This window comes from Reinekea thalattae, assembly GCF_008041945.1.
Lineage (GTDB): Bacteria > Pseudomonadota > Gammaproteobacteria > Pseudomonadales > Natronospirillaceae > Reinekea > Reinekea thalattae.
In genome coordinates this window covers 404,154-421,688 of sequence record NZ_VKAD01000002.1, presented here as the reverse complement: position 1 = coordinate 421,688, position 17,535 = coordinate 404,154, and the positions used below count along the sequence as shown (strand labels likewise).

Here is a 17,535-nt window from a genome sequence, read left to right as displayed (position 1 = left end):
ATATCCAGTTGTTTAAGACCAACCGGAAAATCTGAGCTCGAACATAACGTTAACCAAACAAATGTTTGACAGTCGCTTGTGTTCGATAATTTATCGACTCACAAGCGCCCACACGAATTACTTGATTTTAACTTTTAAAGATCTCGGCAGAGGCGCTATGGGCTTGCCGTTTCAAGGAGCGCGTATTCTACGCAAGAACCCCTCTCTGTCAACTCTTTTTTTAGATTTTTTCGTTTAGAATCAATCCGTTACTTGAGTCACCTGCCGAACCAAACTACCTTTGCTCGACAGCGGAGGCGCATTATAGAGACCGCTCCAAAAGAGTCAATAGATTATATTTTTTATTTTCTATTAATGCGCTTTTACGAGTTTTGCAATTGACGATAGTAGCTTAGTAAAGCCTGCGCTTCGCGATCAATAGTATAAAGCTGCTGGACCTTTTCTTGTGCCTTAAAGCCTGTACTCTCTCTCTTTTCTGGCGATGCCATATAATCATTTAAGCCACGAACCAATGCATCAACATCGGCCACATCAATTAACAACCCATCAACATCCTGCTCAATAATATCCGGCCAAGCGCCTGCTCTGGTTGCTATCACTGGCTTCGCCACGCTCATCGCCTCCGGCACCGTCAAACCAAACCCTTCATTACGACTTAGGCTTGTGACTATATCCATAGAACGGTAAAACCAGGGTATATCTTGAAAATCAACTTCACCATAAAAGCGAATACGATCACCTAGCCCAGCCTTATCAATTTTCTTTTTTAAGCCACTGACAAAGGTTTCGTTTTGCGCCGTAATCTCACCAACAACAACCCCAGCCCAATCCGGCTGATTAGGCAGCACTTCAAGCAGTGCATCAACAAACAGATCAATCCCCTTTTGATGACGCACTCGACCAAAAATACCAACATTGTATTTACCTGGTAAGTCATGCTCTTTAGTGGGTTGCTGCTCAACCATTCGTCCAATATTAATACCGTGCGGAATAACAGCATCGGCCGGTTCAAGCATAAATTGATGCGCTGCCGAGCAGGTAGTCAGCAAGCCATCCATCTTGGACATCAGCCAGCGAGTAATCCATGTCTTTTGCCGCTGAGCCGTTGAAGTAAACACCAAGCGAATAGCGGTTGGCGATAAGACCTTCAGCAAAAGACCTTGAATCATTTCATCGTTACGCCGAGCATGAAACACCCTTGGCAAGCCACTAGACAAAGGCCGCCGACATACCTTTAACGCCTGAAAAAAATTCAACGCATTAATATCATCTGGTAGGTGGTACTGACCTAAGACAGCAATATCGGCAGACTCTTTTTGCACTGAAAGCACTTGCAGCATAGTACTGGTGACGCCAGAGAACTTCTTATTTGAATTCCCTAAAATGATTTCGCACTCATTATTCGAACGATCTACCATGTGACTCACCCTTCCACACTCGATTTTTGTATGCCGAAATCGGTCCAGCTAATATTTTCGGCTTTTACCTTTTTTCGCAGTGCATGATTAAACGCCCAAATTTCTGGCTTCGAATACCCTCGAGGGTGATCTAGGTGCAAGCAGACTGCCGAGTAGCGTATTTGCTTAGATTTAACACCCTTATTGAACAGGCGCTCGCCCATTTCACGATCCAGACCGCCATATTGCATACGCTCATCAAAACCATTAATCGACACGATGTCATCACGCCAACCCGAGCTATTCATACCATTCCAAGTCGCCTTTGTTGGTGTTAGGCGATTCAATACAGATACCAATAATCGAGAGCGAGTCAACTTTTTAAGCTTAAAGGATTTAGGCTGACCCTGATCGATAAGCCAGCGCTGATCAAAAATACTCTGCTGGCGAATCATTTCATCGTTGATCAATTCGGACACTGGTGTCGTCAACTTGATATAACCACCTGATAGAAAATAGCCTCGAGTCGCTTCACGGCGATGCACTGCAATAAAATCTGCACGCGGGATGCAGTCACCATCAGTGAAAATCAAATAATCGCAATCGGTTGCCGCAATGACCTTATTTAGAATTTCAGTTTTACGAAAACCTTGATCTTCATGCCAATGATGTTCTAAACGTAAAATGCCATGGCTTTTAAACTCTTCAATAACCGCCTTTGTCTGCTGATCGGAGCCATCATCAGCAATCAATACCGTGAAATCACTATCTGTTTGGGCTTCATAACCAATCAAAACATTCGCGAGCCAATCGGGGGAGTTGTAGGTGGTGATAACCACACCTACACGTTTTGGATTTTCTAAATTCAACGGTTTTTCTAAATTCAATGTCACATTACGCCTTATGAGCTGTTTTTAAATATTCCGCCGATTGCATTTCCTGCAGCCGGCTCACGGTTCGTTTAAACTCAAAGCCAAGTTTACCATCTTGATAAAGCTGCTCGATAGGGGCGGCGCTGGTCATCAATAGCTTTACGCTCCGGTCGTAGAATTCATCAACCATGTTGATGAACCGTCTTGCTGAATCGTTATTTTGAGTCGTAAAGATCGGCACGCCACTAATCAAAACAGTATGAAACATACGCGCAATTTCGATGTAATCGTTTTGCGAGCGAGGTCCATCACAGAGCGCGTCAAACTCAAATAAGGCGACATCATCGCATCGCTTTACAACATCAATAGAACGATTCAGAACCTGAATAGTCAGATCCGACTCGACCTGTCGGCAATCGGAAGCCAACTTATCGAAGGATTTAAGCAGCTGAGACTGGGCTGCAGCATCTAGCGGTGAATGGAAGATCTCCACCTGAGTGAGCGTTCTTAGTCGATAATCAGTGCCGCCATCGACATTAATGACCTCGGTATACTGCTGTAGCAAATCAATCGCGGGTAAAAATAGCGCTCGCTGCAAACCATCTTTATACAGACCTTGGGGCTCAATATTAGAGGTTGCGATCAGCGTGACGCCAGAATCAAACAGAGTCTTCAATAGGTTTGCCAAAATCATTGCGTCACCAATATCGCTGACAAAAAACTCATCGAAACAAAGCACGCGATATTTTTTAGCAAACTCAGTGGCGACGATGGTCAATGGATTGGCTTTGCCTTTGTGCACTTCTAATTGCTCATGCACCAAGCGCATAAAATGATGAAAATGCAGACGTTGCTTTTGTTCAAATGGCAGTGATTCAAAAAAAGTATCCATCAGGTAGGTTTTACCTCGACCCACACCTCCCCAAAAATACAAGCCTTTAATAGCCTTAGGCTTGAAACCCAGAGCTGCCTTAACAGATGTGATCAGTTCAGATTTCTGGTGCTGAGCCACCAGCTGTTCATACACCTGCTGCAATGCTTTGACTGCAATTTCTTGAGAAGCATCATAGCTAAAGCCATCTTTTTGTAAGTCAGTTTGATATTGCTGCCAAGGGCTGGCGATTGCCATAGAACACTCCACTGCGATCGTTACGTTTATTTACGTCACGAGTATCATACTATCAATGAACCGTTGTCATAAATGTTTAAGTAAACAGGCTATATTCAACGCCTTGCATAGGGCTATACTTTTTAGCGTTATAGGTTATTTAATTTATAAGACATCTCATTCGAATTTAGTAACAGCTGTCACTTTCTGACATCTTCATTTTAAGGATAGGAGCTAAACCGTGCTGCATATTACTTGGCTAACTTTTATTGTCTCTATTTTTGCTGCGTTGATTGTCGGTGGCTTTCTTTCGCAGCTGTTATTAACCATCACTGGTAAAGACAAATCATCATTAAAGCGTGAACTTAGCCAGCTAAAAAAAGCACACCAAGACTATCAGGTCAGTGTCACCGAGCACTTCGGCCGCACGACGGAGCTGATCAACGAATTAAGTGAAAACTATCAGCAGATTCAACGCCACCTCAGCCAAGGCGCTGAAGAGTTTGTTAAACCTGAGTTACGCATTGCAGCCCATCGAGAAGAGCCTAATTTGGAAGATTTGGCACCTAAAACCGATGAACCAGCGCTGGATCGTCCTTGGGACTACGCAGACAAAACACCCCACCAAGAAGGTACGCTTTCAGAAACCTTTGGCCTGAAAGACTCTGACTCACCCAAAACCTAATTCTCGCCTGAAACCTAATTAAAGCAACCTAACGCTAAGTGTATAGTTTTATAACAAAATGCTCTAAGAAAGTTATTATAGATAACCATAGCTCTGATATAGTGCGCGTATCATTTTAATGGGCAAACGGGCAATGAACCGAAGTAAATTTACGCACTTAAAACAGCTTGAAGCTGAAAGTATTCACATCATTCGTGAAGTGGTCGCTGAATTCGACAACCCAGTCATGCTTTACTCTATTGGTAAAGACTCTGCGGTGATGTTACACCTAGCGCGCAAAGCATTTTTCCCTGGCAAATTGCCATTCAAACTCCTGCATGTTGATACCGATTGGAAATTCAAAGAAATGATTGAATTTCGTGACAACATTGCCAAGAAATACGACTTTGATCTATTGGTTCATAAAAACCAAGACGGTTTAGATCAGGGCATCAATCCATTCGATCACGGCAGCTCAGTACATACTGACGTCATGAAAACCCAAGGTCTGAAACAAGCCCTAGACAAATACGGCTTCGATGCAGCCTTTGGTGGTGCTCGTCGTGATGAAGAAAAATCTCGTGCCAAAGAACGGGTTTACTCATTTAGAGATTCAAACCACCGCTGGGACCCTAAAAACCAGCGCCCTGAACTTTGGAATAACTACAACGCTCGCATTAACAAAGGCGAGTCGATTCGAGTATTCCCATTATCTAACTGGACTGAGCTCGATATCTGGCAGTATATCCATCTTGAAGAGATCGAAATCGTTCCGCTTTATTTCTCCGCTAAGCGTCCAGTAGTTGAACGCGACGGCATGCTGATCAACGTTAATGATGACCGTATGAAGTTGCAACCTGGCGAGAAAATCCAATTCAAAAACGTTCGCTTTAGAACTCTCGGCTGCTACCCATTAACGGGTGCTGTCGAATCCGAAGCCACCACCTTGCCTGAAATTATTCAGGAAATGCTACTCACCACAACGAGTGAGCGTCAAGGCAGAGCCATTGACCACGATTCATCTGGGTCAATGGAGAAAAAGAAACAAGAAGGTTATTTCTAAAGGACGGAACACTTTTATGTCACACCAATCTGATTTGATTGCTACAGATATCAATGCCTATCTTGAGCAGCATCAAAATAAAGAACTGCTGCGCTTTTTAACCTGCGGCAGCGTTGACGATGGCAAATCGACCCTCATTGGTCGCTTGCTACACGATTCTAAAATGATCTATGAAGATCAGTTAGCGGCGATTGAAAAAGACAGCCAGAAATCCGGCACCACGGGTGAAAAGGTTGATCTAGCATTACTCGTCGATGGTTTACAGGCCGAGCGTGAACAAGGCATTACGATTGACGTTGCCTACCGGTATTTTTCTACCGCCAAGCGCAAATTCATCATTGCAGATACGCCGGGGCACGAGCAATACACTCGCAATATGGCAACCGGTGCATCAACCTGCGACCTAGCCATTATTCTGATTGACGCTCGCCACGGTGTCATGACTCAGACTCGCCGACACAGCTTTATTGCTCATCTACTAGGTTTGAAGCACCTTATTGTTGCGGTCAACAAAATGGACTTGGTTGAGTTTAGCGAACAGCGCTTCGAGGAAATCAAAGCGGATTATCTAGCCTTTGCTGAGCAGCTCAGTATTCCAGATATTCAATTTGTTCCAATGTCCGCATTGGAAGGCGATAACGTTGTTAATGCCAGCGAAAACATGCCGTGGTTCAAAGGCCAAACCATGATGCAGCTGCTGGAAACCACTCAGATCGCAAACGACGAAAGCTTTGAAGGTTTCCGTCTGCCAGTGCAGTACGTCAACCGTCCAAACCTTAACTTCCGTGGCTTCGCTGGCACAATCGCAGCAGGCCGTATTAAACCTGGTGACAAGGTTGTTGCATTGCCAAGCGGTCAAAGTTCGAGTGTCGATGAAATCGTCACTTTCGACGGCAACTTAGACGAGGCTCATGTTGGCCAAGCCGTTACTGTGACGCTGAATGATGAAATCGATATCAGCCGTGGTGATATGCTGGTAAAAGCAGGCGAACAGCCGATGATCGGTCAATCATTCGAAACCAAGCTGGTTTGGATGAATGAAGCTCCGCTGGTTCCTGGTCGTCAGTACTATTTTAAAATTGGCCACCAGCTGTGCATTGGCTCGGTTACTCAGATCAATGAGAAAATCGACGTCAACACACTGGAAACTAGCCGCGCAAGCGAGCTTGAACTCAACAGTATCGCAACAGTGACGATCCACCTGAACAAGCAGGTTGTGGTCGATGCTTATCAACAAAATAAGCACACTGGTGAGTTCATTATGATCGACCGTTTATCAAACGGTACCGTGGCTGCTGGGATGATTGAAAAAGAAGCCGATGCCGCTGATCAACGCCTAGTTTCGGATCAGGATCGTAAAGTTCGTTACCAGCAAAGCCCTGTTACAGTCGTTGTAAATAACGCTGAACTGGCGGTTCAGCTAGAGCAACGGCTGTTTAATCGTGGCCATGCAGCTGTCATTGTGCGAGCAGAAGATGCGCTTACGGTTTGCCCATACATTGAAGCGGCAGGCCTAATTGCTATCGTCGCCGGTTCTGAGCAAAAGTTACCTTTTGGTATCACTCTGAACAACAATGCTGTGGACGAACTACTGGATGAATTGAAAACACAATCCATCCTTTTAGAGATCTAATCGCAGTCGCTAAATGATCTGCCGTTTTCAGCTCAAACTGGAACCGGCAGATCAACAAACTGCACGTCGATATCGAACGTTGACGCTACGTGCTCGCCTAAAGCACGAACACCATAACGCTCTGTCGCATGGTGACCCGCAGCAAAATAATGCACACCGCTTTCTTGCGCTAAATGTGCGGTACGCTCATTTATCTCACCAGAAATAAACGCATCGACACCCGCGTCGACGGCTTGCTGCAAATAATCTGGTGCGCCACCGGTACACCAAGCCAGCCGCTTCACTTGACGAGTTTCATCGCCAATATGTAATACATTAAAGTCGAGTTTTTCAGCCAATTTCGTCTTTAGCTCGCCAGCACTTGTCGGCTCAGCTAATTGACCTTGAAGACCCACGGTGCCAGCTAATTCGCCATCTATTTGCCAGCCCATATCCTTGGCTAATAAGACGTTATTACCTAATGTCTCATGCACATCAAGCGGTAAGTGATAAGCAAATAAATTAATATCGTGCTGCAGTAAGGTCGAAATTCGGTTGCGCTTTATGCCCTTTATAATCGGGCTTTCGCCTTTCCAAAAATAACCATGATGCACCAAAATAGCTTGCGCATTATGTGCAATAGCAGCCTCTATTAGCCCTTGGCTTGCAGTCACACCGGTAACTATACGTTCAATTTGCATCTGGCCTTCAACTTGCAGCCCGTTTGGGCAGTAATCTTTAAACTGCTCGGCATTTAATAGCTTTGCTAAATAGGTTTCCAGTTCATTGCGCAGAACGCCCATATGTTACACTCCTAATAAATCATCTGGTTGAAATAGATAAAGATGTCGCAAAAATCGCCCATAACCCACCGTCTAAAATATGAATGGCTTGTCAGTATTGCACTCGGCCTACTTATCGGCCTGACTGTTTTAGTCTTTAAACAGGCACTGCAACCAAGGCAATCATCCCTAGCCAATGCAAGCTTTGCTCAAGCATTAGCGCCGGTACTGCCTTATACGGTGAGCATATACACCAGCCAAACGGTCAGTATTAATCGCTCTGCATTGCAACAGGATGAATTCTTCGCTCAGTATTTACCAAACAACCAAAGCGATAACCTCTACAAAAAGACCAACTTAGGGTCCGGTATTATTCTAGACACACAAGGCCATATCGTCACCAATGCGCACGTTGTTAAAGGCGCACAGCAGATTATCGTTGTCGCTCACAATGGCGAACAGGCCGAAGTTATTAGCACTCTAATAGATAATGATACCGACATTGCTGTATTACAAACGGGCTTGCGGATATCTCAACCTTTGCCAACCAGTGATAGCAGCCAACTTAAGGTTGGCGACCTTGCCTTTACCATTGGTAATCCATTCGGTATTGGCCAATCGGTTTCTATGGGTATCATTTCGGCAACCAGCAGAGCACAACCGCAACTGACCAACCTGACTGACTTTATACAGACCGATGCGGCGATTAATCCGGGCAACAGCGGTGGCGCTTTGGTCAATGCCAATGGTGAAGTCATTGGTATGAACACCGCCATTTTCTCATCCAGCGGTGGCTCTCAAGGGATTGGTTTTGCTATTCCATTTGAACATGTGCAAATGGTTGCACAACAGCTGCTCACCAGCGGCATGATCTCGCGTGGTTATATAGGCATAGACGTCAATGAAGTTCGACTGACAGAAAGCTGGCAAGAAACGCAAACAAGCGCACTTGTGGTGACCGCTATTGCGCCGAACAGTCCGGCAGCGATTGCCGGCATTCAGGTAGGTGATATATTACTCAGTGTTGATAACGAGCCGCTGATTAGTCGGGCGCAAGCCGCCAGACTCACGGCTCAACTATTACCCGAGCAACAAAGTCAATTGCGACTTATCAGAGACAATAAAGCCATAGAAGTTACGGTAACCATTGGCTACCGTAATAACTGAATCAACTAGCCGAACAGATATCGCGAAGTGCGGCTATCAATAGATCATTTTCTGCGCTATTGGAAACCGTAATTCGCAAACAATCCGACAATGATGGGTGCGCACCGTGTAGGTTTTTAACCAAAATATTTCGTTCTTTTAAGGCTGCATGAATCACCGCGCCCTGCCCTTGCGCCGCACGAACCAAAATAAAGTTAGCTTGGCTTGGGTAACTTTTAAGGCCGTCAATGTCATCGAGCAGTTTAAACAGTCGCTGGCGCTGACTAATCAACTCCTGAGTTTGATTAATCAATACCTGATAATGCTGCAAGGCAAACAAGGCACTCTTTTGAGTGAGCACATTAATGTTATACGGCAAGCGTAATTTATTAATCTCCGCAATCCAGCTTGAATGACCAAACAACACACCTAAACGTAAGCCTGCTAAACCGATCTTAGAAAAGGTACGCATAATCAAAAGATTCGGATAGCTTTCTAGCCAGCTGAGGTAATCCGCTTCAGTAAAGGCAGTATAGGCTTCATCGATCACAACCAAGCCATTAGCCGCTTCAAGAATACAGCGCAGTTTTTCATCGCCCCACAAATTACCCGTCGGGTTATTCGGTTGCGCTAAAAAGATCACCGCAGGATCTTCTATTTCAATTTGTCTAAGCGTCGCTTCTAAATCGATACCAAAGTCATCATTCAGCGGAATGCCGACATAATCCATATCGATATATTTTGCGACCATTTGATACATCACAAAGCTAGGTTCAGGTGCCATGATTTTTCGATTCGCACCATTTACCGCCATCGCAATAAGCTGTATCAATTCATCAGAGCCATTGCCTAAGATCATCTCAATACCTTCAGGCACCGACATAACCTCTGCAATACCCTGCTTTAATGCCTTACTGTCGGCATCCGGGTAACGATTGATTTCGGCACTGGCCAACTCCTTCAACCATTCTTGTTGAATCGCATCAGGCCAAACAAACGGGTTTTCCATGGCATCTAACTTCACATAGCCTTCAGCATCTGGCACGTGATAAGCCTTAAGCTTTCTCACTTCTGGCTTTACCCAACGGTTTACCGCGGTTTCTATTTGATCACGAAAATCAGTCATTAATTCGATACTCCGCACTTTGCGCGTGGGCCGTTAATAATTCGCCACGGGCTAAAACTGACACCACAGGGCCTAAGGTATTAGCTGCCTGTGCAGAGGCGCCAATAAGCGAACTGCGTTTTTGGAAATCATAAACGCCTAAAGGACTAAAGAAGCGCGCCGTGCCGCTGGTCGGCAATACGTGGTTCGGGCCAGCGCAGTAATCGCCCAAGGCTTCTGAGCTGTGTCGCCCCATAAAGATCGCGCCAGCATGGCGAATACCATCGAGCCAACTTTCTGGTTCGTCTATCGATAATTCCAAGTGCTCAGGCGCAATGGTATTAATCAGCTCGATCGCTTGCTCTAATTGCGCCACTTCAATCATAAGGCCGCGATTATTTAACGATTCTAAAATCGTATCGGCACGTTCCATGGTCGGTAATAACTTTTCAATGGAGGCTTTAACCTGAGCTAAAAATTCAGCATCTTGCGAAATCAGAATCGCCTGCGCATCGTGTGAGTGTTCCGCTTGCGAGAACAGGTCCATAGCAATCCAGTCGGGGTTGGTCTTACCATCACAGACAACCAAAATCTCGCTTGGTCCGGCAATCATATCGATCCCAACCTTACCAAAAACCTGAGCTTTAGCGGTGGCGACAAATGCATTACCGGGGCCGACGATTTTATCCACTGACGGTACCGTTTGTGTGCCATAAGCCAAGGCCGCTATCGCTTGAGCGCCGCCCAATAAATAGCACTCGGTAACACCAGAAACATAAGCCGCCGCTAAGACAAAATCACTGACTTCGCCATTCGGTGCCGGCGTCGCCATAACAATATCTTTAACACCAGCAACCTTTGCTGGCATGGCGTTCATGATCACCGAAGAGGCTAACGGCGCAACGCCACCAGGCACGTAAATGCCAACCTTATCCATCGCGGTTACTTTTTGGCCCAACACAACACCCAATTCATCGGTGTATTGCCAGCTCTCAGAAAGCTGCTTGCTGTGGTATTTTTCGACTCGTTCCGCAGCTACTTTCAAGGCATCCTGCTTGGCTTCGTCTAAGCGGTTGAAAGCCGCTTCGATATCTTCAGCCGAAACAGTAAGCGCTGCCATACTATCAACTGGGTAGCTATCAAATTTTGCCGAGTATTCAATTAACGCCTGGTCACCCTCAGTTCGCACATGATGAATAATATCGGCAACTAACTTTTGCATATCTGCATTAGATACAGATTCCCAAGAAAGCATGTCCGACAGACTTTGATCAAAGCCTGACTCACCAAGTTTTAAATATTTCATCGCTACTGAGGTCATGATTAGCCTTATTTGTTATGTCGTTTTAATAAGAAATTTTTTAATAAAAAGCTGTTTAATAAAAAATCATTTAATGAACAACTCGCTTTTTATTTATTGACGGCGTTTTTCAACATTTCAATAATGGGGTTTATTTTTTCATCTTTCATTTTTAATGCTAAGCGGCTAGCAATCACTCGCGCGCTGACATCGGCAATGTATTCATCGGTTTCTAAACCGTTCGCTTTTAAGGTATTGCCGGTATCTACGATATCAACAATGACATCGGCTAAATTCATAATCGGCGCTAACTCCATTCCGCCATGCAGCTTAATCAGCTCAACTTGCTGACCCTTTTTGGCGTAATACTGACGAGCAACATTAATAAATTTTGTCGCAACCTTAATTTTACCCAGTGGTGGCTGTGCACCTTTGATTTTGGCGGTCATTAATTTGCACCGAGACACCCCAAGATCGAGCAGCTCATACATATCTTCTGCACCGTGCTCCAACAGAACATCTTTACCGGTGACACCTAAATCGGCAACGCCATACTGAACATAGGTCGGTACATCCGCTGATCGAATAATAATCATACGCACATTAGGCTGCGTCGTTTCGAAAATCAGTTTGCGTGACGTATGAACATCTTCTAAAGGCTCGATACCGACTGCCGCAAAGAGCGGCAATGTTTCTTTTAACGGACGCCCCTTAGACAGAGCAATGGTGATGGTTTGCGAATTGGCTTGCATATCGATTCTCTATAGATCGCGAATAGTAATAAAAAACAGGACTCAACTTGAGCTATTCGAAGAAACTGGCCGCAATAAAACGTTACTAAGAACGCCTAATGCGGCCAACAAAAATTAGCCAGAAACACGCTGAATGGTCGCGCCCAAGGCGGCCATTTTTTCTTCGATGCATTCGTAACCGCGATCTAGATGGTAAATACGGTCGACCAATGTTTCGCCGCTGGCGACTAAACCTGCCAAAACAAGACAAGCCGAAGCCCGTAAATCAGTGGCCATAACACGTGCGCCCTTCAAGCCTTTCTGACCTGTCAGGCCTTTAATGACAACGGTATTGCCCTTAATTTTGGCTTTTGCGCCCATGCGCTCTAGCTCATTGATGTGCATAAAGCGGTTTTCAAAGACGGTTTCTTCAACCGTTCCTGTGCCTTCGGCAACAGCATTCAACAGAGTAAATTGCGCCTGCATATCGGTCGGAAACGCTGGGTAAGGTGCCGTACGAATATCAACCGCTTTCAAGGTGCAATCGTTCATGTCGATTTCAATCCAATCATCACCCTGACTCAACTGAGCGCCAGCCTCTTTTAGCTTCATAATCACTGCATCCAGATGCTCAGGGATTACTTCTTTAATGCGCACACGGCCACCAGCAATAGCACCGGCGACAAGATAAGTACCCGCTTCGATACGGTCTGGAATAACGCGGTGATGACAGCCGTGTAACGATTCAACACCTTCAATAGTAATGGTGTCGGTACCGGCACCAGATATTTTGGCACCCATGGCAATCAAGCAGTTGGCTAAGTCAACAACTTCTGGTTCTTTAGCGGCATTCTCTAAAACCGTCGTACCTTTAGCTAATGTTGCCGCCATCATGACATTCTCTGTACCCAGCACAGTAACTTTATCGAAGAAGATATGCGCGCCCTTTAAGCCACCTTCACAGCTTGCATTAATGTAGCCATCTTCAACTTCAACTGTTGCGCCAAGTGCTTCCATGCCTTTAATGTGTAGATCCACCGGACGACTGCCGATAGCACAGCCGCCAGGCAAAGAAACTCGCGCCTGACCAAAGTGAGCCAACAATGGCCCCAACACAACAATCGAGGCACGCATGGTGCTGACCAGATCGTAAGGTGCCGTCAACTCTTTAATGGTTTCAGTGCTGATTTCAACACTCATATCTTCGTTTAACACCACTGACACGCCCATTGATCCCAACAGGCTGATCATGGTGGTGATATCGTTCAAATGCGGTAAGTTACTGTATACAACCGGCTCTTTAGTCAACAATGACGATGCTAAAATAGGTAGCGCGGCGTTTTTAGCACCTGAAATGCGAATCTCGCCCGACAGCGTTGCGCCACCGGTAATTAAAAGCTTATCCAATGAATGTTCCTCAACCTGCTTCTGCGTTTGTTTTTAAATCCATCGTTACTGCATGCACTTCACCAGAAGCAATAACATTATTTAGCACGGCATATACCATCTGTTGGCGTTGAACTGCGCGCTTTGATTCAAATAGATCGGATACCACCTTGACTGAATAATTAGCACCTTCACCCATAACGTCTATTTGTGCTCCGGCAAATTCTGCCTGTAGCATGGCTTTTAGGTCTTCAGCTGTCATAAGGTGTTCCACTATCTAATTAAAAAGGGCGAGGATTATACGCCAACTATTGACCAATCGGGAAGCCTAGCGACGAATAAGCCCAAGCATTGACGACAATTATTGCAATTAGTAGGCAAAGTCCGTTAAATGCGCTGCTCCATCAGAACAAACAGTTAAACTTTCATTAATAATGGAAATCCCACTAAACAATAAAAAAGGTAGCCTGTGATGCTTATGTTCTCCGTTGCGATAATTGTTGGTCTTATTTTTTTAGTGCTCAGCGCCGATCGCTTTGTTGCAGGCAGTGCCGCCATTGCCAATAACTTTGGCGTGCCACACATCATTATTGGCGTCACCATCGTATCGTTAGGCACATCCGCACCTGAGATTATCGCCGCAGCCTTAATGTCACTTGAAAATAGAATCGATATGGCACTGGGCAACGCCATCGGCTCAAACATTGCCAACATTGGTTTAGTCTTGGGCGTGACAGCCCTGATAGCACCGATCCCAGTCAGTAAGCGTTTAATCACTAACGAAAACCTTATTATGATGGCGGTATCACTGGCCATCGGCATCCTGCTATTTAATCTTACGCTGGCCTTTTATGAAGGTATTTTATTACTGGCGGCATTGGTGACGTTTTTGGCTTGGATTTACCATCAGAACAAAACTGCCGAGCAGCCTGATGCTGAATTTGAAGAAGAAATCCCTAATGACATGTCTACTCCTGTCGCCATTCTGTGGTTTATTGTTGGCTTAGCCGTTCTTATCTTCAGTGCCCGAGCGTTGGTTTGGGGAGCTGTCGGTATTGCTAACCAATACGGCATTAGCGATGCCATCATCGGCGCGACCATCATTGCAATCGGCACCAGTTTGCCTGAACTTGCAGCCTCTGCGATGAGTGCAATTAAAAAGCACCACGATATCGCCATTGGCAATATTTTAGGCTCCAATATCTTTAACCTGCTGGCTGTTGTTGCCGTGCCGGCCCTGCTTAGACCCAACAGCTTCAGCGCCGAGATTTTCAACCGCGATTATGCCTTTATGCTTGGCATCAGCGCCGTGCTATTTGGACTATTAATTATTCAAGGTCGACGCGGAAAATCATTAGGCCGCCCTATTGGCACGATTTTTGTTGTAATGTACGGCGCTTATGGGTACCTTGCTTATCAAGCTGCCATGTAGCACCGAGACAATCTTTTAACTTGCTCGGTCGCTGCATGCGATCGAGTCGGTTGCGATAAACACCTAACACCCACTCATCAAATATATTCATAAGCGAACAGTGACATCATGACCCAACTTTCTGTACTGGAACTTGCTCAGCGCACCTTTAAACTCGAAATCGACGCACTTTTGGCTTTGAGCCAGAAACTCGATGACCAATTCGAGCTGGCTTGCGATCTAGTTATTAACTGCAAAGGCCGCGTTATTGTTACCGGCATGGGTAAGTCTGGACACATCAGTAATAAAATAGCGGCAACACTTGCCAGTACTGGCACACCCGCATTTTTTGTTCATCCAGGAGAAGCCAGTCACGGCGATATGGGCATGATTACCGGCGACGATGTCGTGATTGCACTGTCTAATTCTGGTGAAGTACCCGAGTTAGTCGCGCTACTGCCATTAATCAAGCGGCTAGGCGCCAAACTGATCGGCTTTTCTGGCAACCCAAACAGCACACTGGCGACATCCTCTGATGCTCACCTCTATTGCGGCGTTGAACAAGAAGCCTGCCCTTTAAACCTAGCACCAACTTCATCGACCACTGCAGCCCTAGTGATGGGCGATGCCTTGGCGATAGCATTACTCGAAATGCGCGGTTTCACTGCTGAGCAATTTGCATTTTCTCATCCGGGCGGTAGCCTAGGACGCAAACTGCTGTTAAAGGTTGCCGACATTATGCACGCTGACGAACGCATACCTGTAGTAAGCCCTGAAACCTCGGTATTTGATGCCTTACTTGAAATGACTCATAAGAGCCTTGGCATGGTGACGGTTCAAGATCAAGGCAAGCTAATGGGCGTATTCACTGACGGCGACCTTAGACGCGCTATCGACAAAGATATCGACTTTAAAAACACCGCCATAAAAGACGTTATGCACAAAACGCCAGCAACGATAGGTGTTGACCAACTGGCCACCCAAGCATTGTTTACCATGGAATCGAAAAAGATCACCTCCTTGGTGGTGATGCAAGACAAGCATGTCGCTGGCGTCGTCCACATGCACGACATTCTCAAAGCAGGAGTTGCTTAAATGCCTCGCCTGCAACGTCATCACCTACTTCTAGCAACGGCCATTGTTGTCGGTGCTGGTTTTGCGTGGCTTGCAGGCAAGGATAAAGAATCCACTACCGACACCGCTTTCGAACTACCCGAACAAACACCCAATATCTACATGACAGATATGAAATTGACTCGCTATAACAGCGCTGGCGAAGCCTTGGTTTATATCGAGTCAACAGATGTTGCAATTTATCAAGAGTTAGGCGAAACACTGTTAAATCAACCGGATATCACCATTCTAAATAACGACCGGAATGACTGGAAAATTACAGCCAACCGCGCCGTTTTGTATGATAATGACGACGTTGAATTCTTTATCGATGTGACGATGGTCGAACAGACTGAACGCCTTGCAACCAGCATTGTCAGCGACTATGTCAAAGCAACGCAAAGCGGCCAGTGGGTAGAAACGGATTTACCCGTTGAAATCCGCCAAGGCAATAGTCGCAGCAATGCTATCGGTATGACTGCAGATTTGAGTGACGCAAACCCAATCATCAACCTGATCGATGAGGTGACTTTTTATTATGAGCCTAACTAGGTCTCACACATCATTGCGTAATCGCCGTTTGCTTTACTGCGCAATGGCCCTTTGCTACGGACTGCTCAGCGCTACCGCACTGGCATTACCCGAAGACCGAGAGCTGCCCATCACCGGTAAAGCCGATAGCAATAGCTTTGACATCAACACTGGGATCAGCATTCTGACTGGCAATGTCGTTATCACCCAAGGCAACTTAGAGATTCTTGCCGATCAGGTGGTGATAGAAACAGACCCAGACACCAACGAATTAAGCTACATCAAAGCCACTGGCACCCCTGCAATCTTTACCGATATACCACAGCTCGGTAGTGACATGGTGGAAGTTAATGGCAACCAGGTTGAGTTTTTTCCTGCAACCGACATCATCATTACCCTTGGCGAGGCTCGCATTACTCAGTCGGGTAATGAAGCACGCGGTGAACAGATTGAATATCAGGCAGCCACAGGCCAAGTCACGATCCAATCGGCTCGCTCGCTATCTGGTAATCAGGACGATGAACAGGCCGAGCTATTACTGTTACCGGGAAGCACTGAATAATGGCCTTACTCGAAGCTCGTAACCTAGCCAAAAGCTATAAAAAGCGCCCCGTTGTGGTTGATGTCAGCATTGAAGTAGAAGCCGCTCAAATTGTTGGCTTACTCGGCCCTAATGGTGCCGGTAAGACTACCTGTTTTTATATGATCGTTGGTCTCGTGACTCTCGACCAAGGCACCGTGACCATCGATGGTCAAGCCATTTCAAAATTACCTATGCATGCTCGAGCCAAAAAAGGCATTGGTTATTTACCACAAGACGCGTCCATCTTTAGAAAGCTGTCTGTTGAAAACAATATTTTATCGGTATTGGAAACACGTAAGGACTTAACCAAGCAACAACAAAAGGAACAATTAGAAAGCCTATTAAATGAATTCAACGTCACCCATATTCGCAAGAGCCTAGGAATGGCACTGTCAGGTGGTGAGCGCAGGCGAGTTGAAATTGCACGTGCACTGGCGACTGAGCCAAAAGTTCTTTTATTGGATGAACCCTTTGCGGGTGTTGATCCAATTTCGGTCGGTGATATCAAAGAAATCATCTACCACTTACAGAAACGCGGTATCGCCGTACTGATTACCGATCACAATGTTCGAGAAACCTTAGACATTTGTGAAAAAGCCTATATCGTCGGCAATGGTCACATCATTGCTGAAGGGACTGCTGAAGAAGTGCTCAGTAATAGGACGGTACGCGAGGTATACTTAGGTGATAATTTCACACTGTAAATAGGCATGGCCACGGCCTGCAATGAA

General features: G+C 45.7%; 18 protein-coding genes. 9 read left to right on the top strand and 9 right to left on the bottom strand.

The annotated features are described in order from the left end of the window. Positions 1–362: 362 nt before the first annotated feature. From FME95_RS12320 to zapE, 3 genes are read right to left on the bottom strand one after another with little or no spacing between them, the layout of a single operon-like run. Positions 363–1,418, bottom strand: coding sequence for a glycosyltransferase family 4 protein (locus FME95_RS12320; RefSeq protein ID WP_147714782.1), 1,056 nt, complete (start codon positions 1,416–1,418; stop codon positions 363–365). A 5-nt stretch (positions 1,419–1,423) separates the two neighbouring features. Beyond that, complete coding sequence (locus tag FME95_RS12315) at positions 1,424–2,290, bottom strand: glycosyltransferase family 2 protein (RefSeq protein WP_246109374.1); 867 nt, start codon at positions 2,288–2,290, stop codon at positions 1,424–1,426. A 1-nt stretch (position 2,291) separates the two neighbouring features. Next, on the bottom strand, positions 2,292–3,398 hold the full coding sequence (gene zapE, locus FME95_RS12310; protein ID WP_147714781.1) for a cell division protein ZapE: 1,107 nt from the start codon (positions 3,396–3,398) through the stop codon (positions 2,292–2,294). A gap of 220 nt (positions 3,399–3,618) precedes the next feature. On the opposite strand from zapE, the gene FME95_RS12305 reads away from it, so the two are divergent. From FME95_RS12305 to cysN, 3 genes are all read left to right on the top strand, one after another. Then, positions 3,619–4,062 carry a Z-ring associated ZapG family protein gene (locus tag FME95_RS12305; protein ID WP_147714780.1) on the top strand — a complete coding sequence of 148 codons (444 nt, stop codon included), beginning with the start codon at positions 3,619–3,621 and terminating at the stop codon, positions 4,060–4,062. A 133-nt stretch (positions 4,063–4,195) separates the two neighbouring features. After that, a complete protein-coding gene (gene cysD / locus FME95_RS12300; protein ID WP_147714779.1) occupies positions 4,196–5,104 on the top strand; it encodes a sulfate adenylyltransferase subunit CysD in 909 nt (302 codons plus the stop codon). A gap of 16 nt (positions 5,105–5,120) precedes the next feature. Beyond that, positions 5,121–6,737, top strand: a complete 1,617-nt coding sequence (gene cysN / locus FME95_RS12295) for a sulfate adenylyltransferase subunit CysN (RefSeq protein ID WP_147714778.1) — start codon at positions 5,121–5,123, stop codon at positions 6,735–6,737. Between the two features lie 32 nt (positions 6,738–6,769). Here the strand turns inward: cysN and FME95_RS12290 are convergent, their stop codons facing one another. Continuing rightward, positions 6,770–7,519 carry a Nif3-like dinuclear metal center hexameric protein gene (locus FME95_RS12290; RefSeq protein WP_147714777.1) on the bottom strand — a complete coding sequence of 250 codons (750 nt, stop codon included), beginning with the start codon at positions 7,517–7,519 and terminating at the stop codon, positions 6,770–6,772. A gap of 42 nt (positions 7,520–7,561) precedes the next feature. On the opposite strand from FME95_RS12290, the gene FME95_RS12285 reads away from it, so the two are divergent. Next, positions 7,562–8,665 (top strand): S1C family serine protease, encoded by a 1,104-nt coding sequence (locus FME95_RS12285; protein ID WP_147714776.1) that lies wholly within the window; start codon positions 7,562–7,564, stop codon positions 8,663–8,665. 1 nt (position 8,666) lies between these two features. On the opposite strand, the gene hisC is transcribed toward FME95_RS12285, so the two are convergent. From hisC to FME95_RS12260, 5 genes are all read right to left on the bottom strand, one after another. Beyond that, complete coding sequence (gene hisC, locus FME95_RS12280) at positions 8,667–9,770, bottom strand: histidinol-phosphate transaminase (RefSeq protein WP_147714775.1); 1,104 nt, start codon at positions 9,768–9,770, stop codon at positions 8,667–8,669. Next, positions 9,763–11,070 carry a histidinol dehydrogenase gene (gene hisD / locus FME95_RS12275; protein ID WP_147714774.1) on the bottom strand — a complete coding sequence of 436 codons (1,308 nt, stop codon included), beginning with the start codon at positions 11,068–11,070 and terminating at the stop codon, positions 9,763–9,765. The genes hisC and hisD overlap by 8 nt, the downstream gene beginning before the upstream one ends. 89 nt (positions 11,071–11,159) lie before the next feature. Then, positions 11,160–11,801 (bottom strand): ATP phosphoribosyltransferase, encoded by a 642-nt coding sequence (hisG, locus tag FME95_RS12270; protein WP_147714773.1) that lies wholly within the window; start codon positions 11,799–11,801, stop codon positions 11,160–11,162. A gap of 114 nt (positions 11,802–11,915) precedes the next feature. Continuing rightward, complete coding sequence (gene murA, locus FME95_RS12265) at positions 11,916–13,187, bottom strand: UDP-N-acetylglucosamine 1-carboxyvinyltransferase (protein WP_147714772.1); 1,272 nt, start codon at positions 13,185–13,187, stop codon at positions 11,916–11,918. A gap of 10 nt (positions 13,188–13,197) precedes the next feature. Next, positions 13,198–13,428 carry a BolA family protein gene (locus tag FME95_RS12260; protein WP_147714771.1) on the bottom strand — a complete coding sequence of 77 codons (231 nt, stop codon included), beginning with the start codon at positions 13,426–13,428 and terminating at the stop codon, positions 13,198–13,200. A gap of 210 nt (positions 13,429–13,638) precedes the next feature. Between FME95_RS12260 and FME95_RS12255 the strand changes: the two genes are divergently transcribed. The 5 genes from FME95_RS12255 to lptB all read left to right on the top strand — a co-directional run bounded on the left by FME95_RS12255 (position 13,639) and on the right by lptB (position 17,508). Further along, the gene (locus FME95_RS12255) at positions 13,639–14,598 is read left to right on the top strand and encodes a calcium/sodium antiporter (RefSeq protein WP_147714770.1); all 960 of its coding nucleotides are present in this window, start codon (positions 13,639–13,641) and stop codon (positions 14,596–14,598) included. A gap of 108 nt (positions 14,599–14,706) precedes the next feature. Continuing rightward, positions 14,707–15,672 (top strand): KpsF/GutQ family sugar-phosphate isomerase, encoded by a 966-nt coding sequence (locus tag FME95_RS12250; protein ID WP_147714769.1) that lies wholly within the window; start codon positions 14,707–14,709, stop codon positions 15,670–15,672. After that, entirely contained in the window at positions 15,673–16,242 is a 570-nt protein-coding gene (gene lptC / locus FME95_RS12245; RefSeq protein WP_147714768.1) for an LPS export ABC transporter periplasmic protein LptC, read from the top strand. Beyond that, entirely contained in the window at positions 16,229–16,783 is a 555-nt protein-coding gene (gene lptA, locus FME95_RS12240; RefSeq protein WP_147714767.1) for a lipopolysaccharide transport periplasmic protein LptA, read from the top strand. Before lptC ends, lptA begins: the two co-directional genes overlap by 14 nt. Next, complete coding sequence (gene lptB / locus FME95_RS12235) at positions 16,783–17,508, top strand: LPS export ABC transporter ATP-binding protein (RefSeq protein ID WP_147714766.1); 726 nt, start codon at positions 16,783–16,785, stop codon at positions 17,506–17,508. Before lptA ends, lptB begins: the two co-directional genes overlap by 1 nt. The last annotated feature ends 27 nt before the right edge of the window (positions 17,509–17,535 follow it).